Genomic DNA, 5,018 nt, shown 5'->3' with positions numbered 1-5,018 from the left:
ACGCCCAGCGCCCAGCGCATCGTTGTAGGTGGTCGGTGCAGCGAAAGCCGGCGCAATACAGGCTGCCAGCAGGGCGGCGGAGGCAAGTAGCTTTTTCATATTTGTAGGTCCCTGGTTGTTGATCTTGCGGTACGACACGCCGACAACAAAGCAAAGCCAATGCCAGATTTTATTTTTTTAATAAAAACATGAGCTTAGTCGCAAATCTCCCTTCCCTTCACCCAGGCGACTGTAAATAAATCCGACAAACGGTTGGTCCGTACCCACGATTTGTCACCACTGCGATTGTTGGGCTGGATTGAACACGCTGATCAAGCCAGACCGATTTATCAACAGTCTGACCAAGCTGACAATGACGGACCTGGCAGCGCCTTGCGCCACGAAAAATATTCTTATCGCGCACGCTTGATAAGCGCACAAAGCGATAGCATATATCCCTGCACTGATCTGTTATCGCAAACAACCGTGCCGAAAGGTTGGCAACCCAGCCACCCGGCTACCGAGGAGCACACCATGCGAGCCCTACCTCTTGCCCTTGCACTGCTGGCCACGGGTCTAGGTGCAAGTACCACCGTCCTGGCCATGCAAGCGGCCCATGGCACCATGCCGGCCGATAGCAGCGTGCATTGCGCACAGTTCGGCCCATTGCTGGTCGCCAACCCATAAGTACTGGTTTGACACCGTGCGCGACCAGCCCTGAGACATCGCCTCTGAGTCTGGCGCGTCCGCCGCTGATGGGTCCCGCGTTAAATGCAACGCGGGGCCAAAGCTTGCGTCCCACTTCCAATTGCCTGAAGTGGCGACTCGCGTGGTGCGTATGCTCTAAACAAGGACTTAGCGTGGGCCTCTGCCCACAGCTTCTGTGCATAACTGTGTGGATTGCTGTGTATGGCGACGCTTAGTCCCGGATTTGTCAGGAACTCGCTTAGCCTGCTCAAAAAGCAGGCAGGGCCGGTGGGCTTTCCTCAGCTTGACAACTTGTCTTGCAGCGCCCCCCTAGAGCCTAGCCAGCACCAGCTCCGCCACCTGTCGCTTTGCCGGCAGCAGCGTATGCATGAGTGGCAAGGGGATGATTTCGGTCAGCCAGTCGGCGCTGGCCTCACGCAGGGATACGATGCCGTCGTTGGCTTCGCCCGGGAAAGTACTAAGCCGCCCTTGCGGCCCGCCTACGCCAACAATGGCCGTACAAGGCACCGGGCTGACCGGTACTGCCGCCATGCGCGCCGGGCTGGCCAAGAGCTGGCCGCAATCGCCGGTTGCCAGGCGGAACAACCAACGCGGTCGGATCTGCTGCGCCAGATGCGAGGGCTGGATGGGGGATGCGAGCAGGAAAACCCGCTGCGGTAGCCGGGTGCCCGGCGGCAGTTCCGCCAGTGCAGCGCGCAGCAACACACCGCCCAGCGAATGGCCGATCACCACATATTCTCCTGCCAGCGCCACGCGCTGTAGCCGCCGGACCAGGCGGTCACGTATGGTGGTAAAGGACTGCAAGGTGGCGATATAGCCGAAGGTTTGGGTCGCCACTCCGTGCCGGCGCAGGCGCCTGAGATTGGGCCAGGCGGAGAGGGGCGATCTGCCCATGCCGTGTACGAAAAGTGCTTGCATGATTGCACGCTACACCCCAGCCCTCGCCCTGGGCAAGCCAGGTTCTTGCAGCGTACTTGAGATTGCGCCAGCCGAGCAGATATGCGGCCTCGCTGCAAATCTGGGACACTGCGCGCCATGACACACCGCCCTCCCCCGCTGCGTACATTATTGCGGCATCTTTTTTCCTTGTTGCTCGTACCAGCGGCCCTGGCTGCCCCCAACTGGGTACCCATTACCTTCTACCACGGCGACTTTGCCCATTGGCATGACCAGCGATTGGCCATGCTGGCCGAAGTCCAGGTCGGTGAGCTGCACTGCCAAATGCAGATCGACACCGGGCTGAACGACGCCGTGCACTGGCAAGCACCGGAGCAAGATTCTCCTGAAGAAAAGGTCCCCGTCCAGATCGCCGGAGCCAGCTGGCAGGTGGCTATTGCCAAGACCACGCTGGATAGATTGGCCAGCCCGCAGGGCTGCGCCAGCGGCGCCAAGATGGGCAATATCGGCACCGGTTTTTTCGAGCGCGGTACCGTGACGTTCGATCTCAAAGCCAACAGGCTGGGCTATGAAGAAGGCTCGCAGCTCGCGGTCGCGCAGTCGTCCCCGCTGATCTACGCCCAATGGCCGAACTGGGGCTGGGGTGGTTTTCCCCTGGTCGAGATCTACGACAAGGAACAGCGCGTCGGCCTTGCCCTATTTGACACCGGCAGTGCGGCCATCGGCCTCTCGCTGATGAGCGAGGCGGACTGGCGCCGTGCGCTGGCCACCCACACCGGCAAACACAAGCCGAGTGTGGCTCAGCTCAAGGTACCGGCCTGGGATAAGCTGTTGCCAGCCCAAACCGCCGAGATTAGCTCGCCCTGGCAGGCTGGTAGCCTGCCATTGGGCAAACTCCGTTTGTTCCATGCCCCCGAGCAGGGCTTCAAGCCGGCCGAGCCCCTGATGGGTGTGCTGGGCCTGCAGAGCTTTGGTGAAGCGACCATCGCGTTGGATATTCCAGGCAGACGTTGGCAGGTAAGGCCCTGATCAGTGTCTGCCTGCCCAAGGCGAAAAGCCATGGCCACATATCGGCATGAAGTTCGCTTGAAGCCTCGTCTATCCATCAACAAATAGAGAACGTAAAAACATGCTCACCAAAGCACCACGTACCTTGCTCGTGCTACTGGCCCTGATCTTCATCGGTCGCCTCATCTTCGCCTGGCTGCAGACCGGACCTATCGTCTTTCCGCTATTGCAGTTGGGCCTTTTCAGCGTGCTGGCCTGGCAGGCGCTGCGTGGCCGTGAAGGTGCAGGCAAAGTCCTGGGTGGCCTGCAGCTATTGGGCGGTATCTTTGTGCTACTGGAATTTGCCAGCCTGGTCGGGCACCCGCAGGCACTGATCCTGCTGCCCTGGGCCGCGCTATTGATCGGCACGGCCCTGTACCTCTTTGTGAGCCTGGAGCTCAGGCACTTCTATGCCAGCCGGTCTTTCAAGAGCATCTGAATAAGCGACTTTTGCCCGCACGCACAAAGGGCGTACCGTCCGCACGGTACGCCCTTGTCTTGGATGACCGGCCGTTCAGGCTGCCTGTGCATCCAGTACCTTGCGGCCCGCAGCCAGCTGCTGCGCCACCTTGGCCACACGCGCCCCCAGATGGGCCGCGGTGCGCAGGTCGGCAATCGGTGGTACCACGTCGGCGCTTTCGTCGGCATTGGACTGTGCCGCCGCCCCCAGGAAGAAGCCGTGCCGGTTGAGCGTGTCTTCGGTCGATTGGGAGTTGTTGTGACCCGGCGGCAGACCCAGATTCACCCAGTGCATGCCATGCTGTGCGGCAAAGATGGCCAGCTGCTGCAAGGTGGCGAGCTTGTCGCCGGAGCGAGAAGCCGCATTGGTAAAGCCCGCCGCCACCTTGTTGGCCCAGGTTCCGCCCTTGGCAAAGACCGCCCGCGAGGTGGCATCCATAAAGCCTTTGAACTGGGCCGAGGCACTGCCCATATAGGTCGGCGCGCCAAAGATGATGCCGTCCACCTGTTCCAGCGTTGTCCAATATTGATCGATCTGATCAACACTGATGAGTAGACTTTCCACACCCTCCACACTCGCTATGCCTTGGGCGATTGCCTGGGCTTGTTTGGCGGTGTGGCCGTAGCCACTGTGGTAGACGACAGCGACGCGGGAGTTGGCGATGTGGCTCATGGTGGGGCTCCTTCAAGAAAGTGGGTGTCTGATGGAGCCCATATTCGGCGCAACGGCGCCGCTTGACGCGCCAGGCCTTCGATAGACATATCCCAAACTATCGAACATATCGCCCGCAGACATTCTCCCCACTCGCAGGCACTGAGTAGTTTTACACCCAAGGAAACACTGGGCTGGCACCGCAATCACTTCAACCGGCTGGTGCATTTTCTCTATGGTTTCTGCTTCACGCCAGCCATCGCCGCCCATGTGATGCACGTCTATCGCCATAGCAGCAAAACCGCCTTCTACCTCGCCCTTACCGCCATCATGGTGACCAGCCTCTGTTACGAGTGGTTCGAGTGGCTGGTGGCGATCATGCTCTCCGCCAAGGATGCCGAGGCCTACAACGACTAGTAGGGCGATATGTGGGATGCCCACAAGGACATGCTGGCGGCCACGCCGGGCTGTGCCGTCTGAGTCTGGGCCTATCTGCACCAGGTTATACTCACGGCAGTCAATCATCTGCGCGGCCCCTTCCCTTCACCATGACGCAAACGCCCCAAACCGAAGAGCGAGTGACCTATTCGTGGTTCAGCCGCGGCTTAGGTATAGTCTGCTTACCTATCGCCCTGTGTGTGCTGGGTGCTTTTTTTGCGCTGACCCGATACCTGCTGGAGCAGGGTGTATACGCCTGGTACCAGCTGCTGGCCGCCTCACTGTTACTGCTGCTGGGCCTGGGCTTCAGCTTCTGGTCCTGGGCACTGATGAACGACCGGCACGATCTGAATTTGCTGCACCCCTATGCCTACTACCTAATTGGAGGCTTGCTACTGATGGTAGCGGCCCTGGTGGCCAGTACCGGCCTGCGTAATGGTTTATTCGGCGTGCCCATTCTGATCACGGGTGGCGGCATCGTGCACTTTGGTTATCAGCGGCAGGTTGAGCGAGCCGTGCAGCGCCGTAAGCAGCGCCTGCGTGAACAGCAGCAGCTGGCAGAACAAGCCGATTCGTGACTCAGGTTACAGCAGTGCCAGTAGCGACACCTTCCTGTCACCAATAGCATGCACGGCTCTCTACTCGACCTCTAGCACCTATCGTGTCTCGTCGCCTGTTTGTCTGCCTGCTGCTCATTGTCTGTGCCACCCTTGCCGCCTGCCTCACTCTGTATCGGCCGCCCGCCAGCCAGGTGGTGAGCGGCGTGATCCAGCAGCCACGGAGCACGCCCTTTGGCTGGGCGGCCCAGTTGAGCCTCACGGCCGGCGACGGTGTGCGG

The 5,018-nt window shown here is 60.3% G+C and carries 7 protein-coding genes; 5 read left to right on the top strand and 2 right to left on the bottom strand.

The window, feature by feature from the left end; all coding sequences use genetic code 11:
* Positions 1 to 513: 513 nt before the first annotated feature.
* On the top strand, positions 514 to 666 hold the full coding sequence (locus VIM95_RS03905; protein ID WP_331983219.1) for a hypothetical protein: 153 nt from the start codon (positions 514 to 516) through the stop codon (positions 664 to 666).
* Between the two features lie 330 nt (positions 667 to 996).
* On the opposite strand, the gene VIM95_RS03900 is transcribed toward VIM95_RS03905, so the two are convergent.
* Positions 997 to 1,605 (bottom strand): esterase/lipase family protein, encoded by a 609-nt coding sequence (locus tag VIM95_RS03900; protein ID WP_331983217.1) that lies wholly within the window; start codon positions 1,603 to 1,605, stop codon positions 997 to 999.
* Between the two features lie 168 nt (positions 1,606 to 1,773).
* Between VIM95_RS03900 and VIM95_RS03895 the strand changes: the two genes are divergently transcribed.
* Positions 1,774 to 2,613, top strand: a complete 840-nt coding sequence (locus VIM95_RS03895; protein WP_331983215.1) for a hypothetical protein — start codon at positions 1,774 to 1,776, stop codon at positions 2,611 to 2,613.
* Between the two features lie 100 nt (positions 2,614 to 2,713).
* Positions 2,714 to 3,070 (top strand): hypothetical protein, encoded by a 357-nt coding sequence (locus VIM95_RS03890; protein WP_331983213.1) that lies wholly within the window; start codon positions 2,714 to 2,716, stop codon positions 3,068 to 3,070.
* A gap of 75 nt (positions 3,071 to 3,145) precedes the next feature.
* Here VIM95_RS03890 and VIM95_RS03885 read toward each other — a convergent pair whose 3' ends face one another.
* A complete protein-coding gene (locus tag VIM95_RS03885; RefSeq protein WP_331983211.1) occupies positions 3,146 to 3,763 on the bottom strand; it encodes a flavodoxin family protein in 618 nt (205 codons plus the stop codon).
* An 81-nt stretch (positions 3,764 to 3,844) separates the two neighbouring features.
* Here VIM95_RS03885 and VIM95_RS03880 point away from each other — a divergent pair, with 81 nt between their 5' ends.
* Positions 3,845 to 4,159: a DUF2238 domain-containing protein gene (locus tag VIM95_RS03880; RefSeq protein WP_331983221.1), complete on the top strand. Its 315-nt coding sequence runs from the start codon at positions 3,845 to 3,847 to the stop codon at positions 4,157 to 4,159.
* Positions 4,160 to 4,380: 221 nt separating this feature from the next.
* A complete protein-coding gene (locus VIM95_RS03875; protein WP_331983209.1) occupies positions 4,381 to 4,758 on the top strand; it encodes a hypothetical protein in 378 nt (125 codons plus the stop codon).
* Positions 4,759 to 5,018 lie beyond the last annotated feature (260 nt).

The sequence above is a fragment of the Chitinimonas sp. genome, from assembly GCF_036568685.1.
In the GTDB taxonomy this organism is placed as follows: Bacteria; Pseudomonadota; Gammaproteobacteria; order Burkholderiales; family Chitinimonadaceae; genus Chitinimonas.
Note: the sequence above shows the minus strand (reverse complement) of the source record. Positions and strands in the feature narration are given on the sequence as shown.

Excerpts from the sequence above, each read along its gene's own strand:
- VIM95_RS03890 (WP_331983213.1), top strand. The coding sequence starts at position 2,714 with ATGCTCACCAAAGCACCACGTACCTTGCTCGTGCTACTGGCCCTGATC.
- VIM95_RS03885 (WP_331983211.1), bottom strand. The coding sequence starts at position 3,763 with ATGAGCCACATCGCCAACTCCCGCGTCGCTGTCGTCTACCACAGTGGC.
- VIM95_RS03905 (WP_331983219.1), top strand. The coding sequence starts at position 514 with ATGCGAGCCCTACCTCTTGCCCTTGCACTGCTGGCCACGGGTCTAGGT.
- VIM95_RS03900 (WP_331983217.1), bottom strand. The coding sequence starts at position 1,605 with ATGCAAGCACTTTTCGTACACGGCATGGGCAGATCGCCCCTCTCCGCC.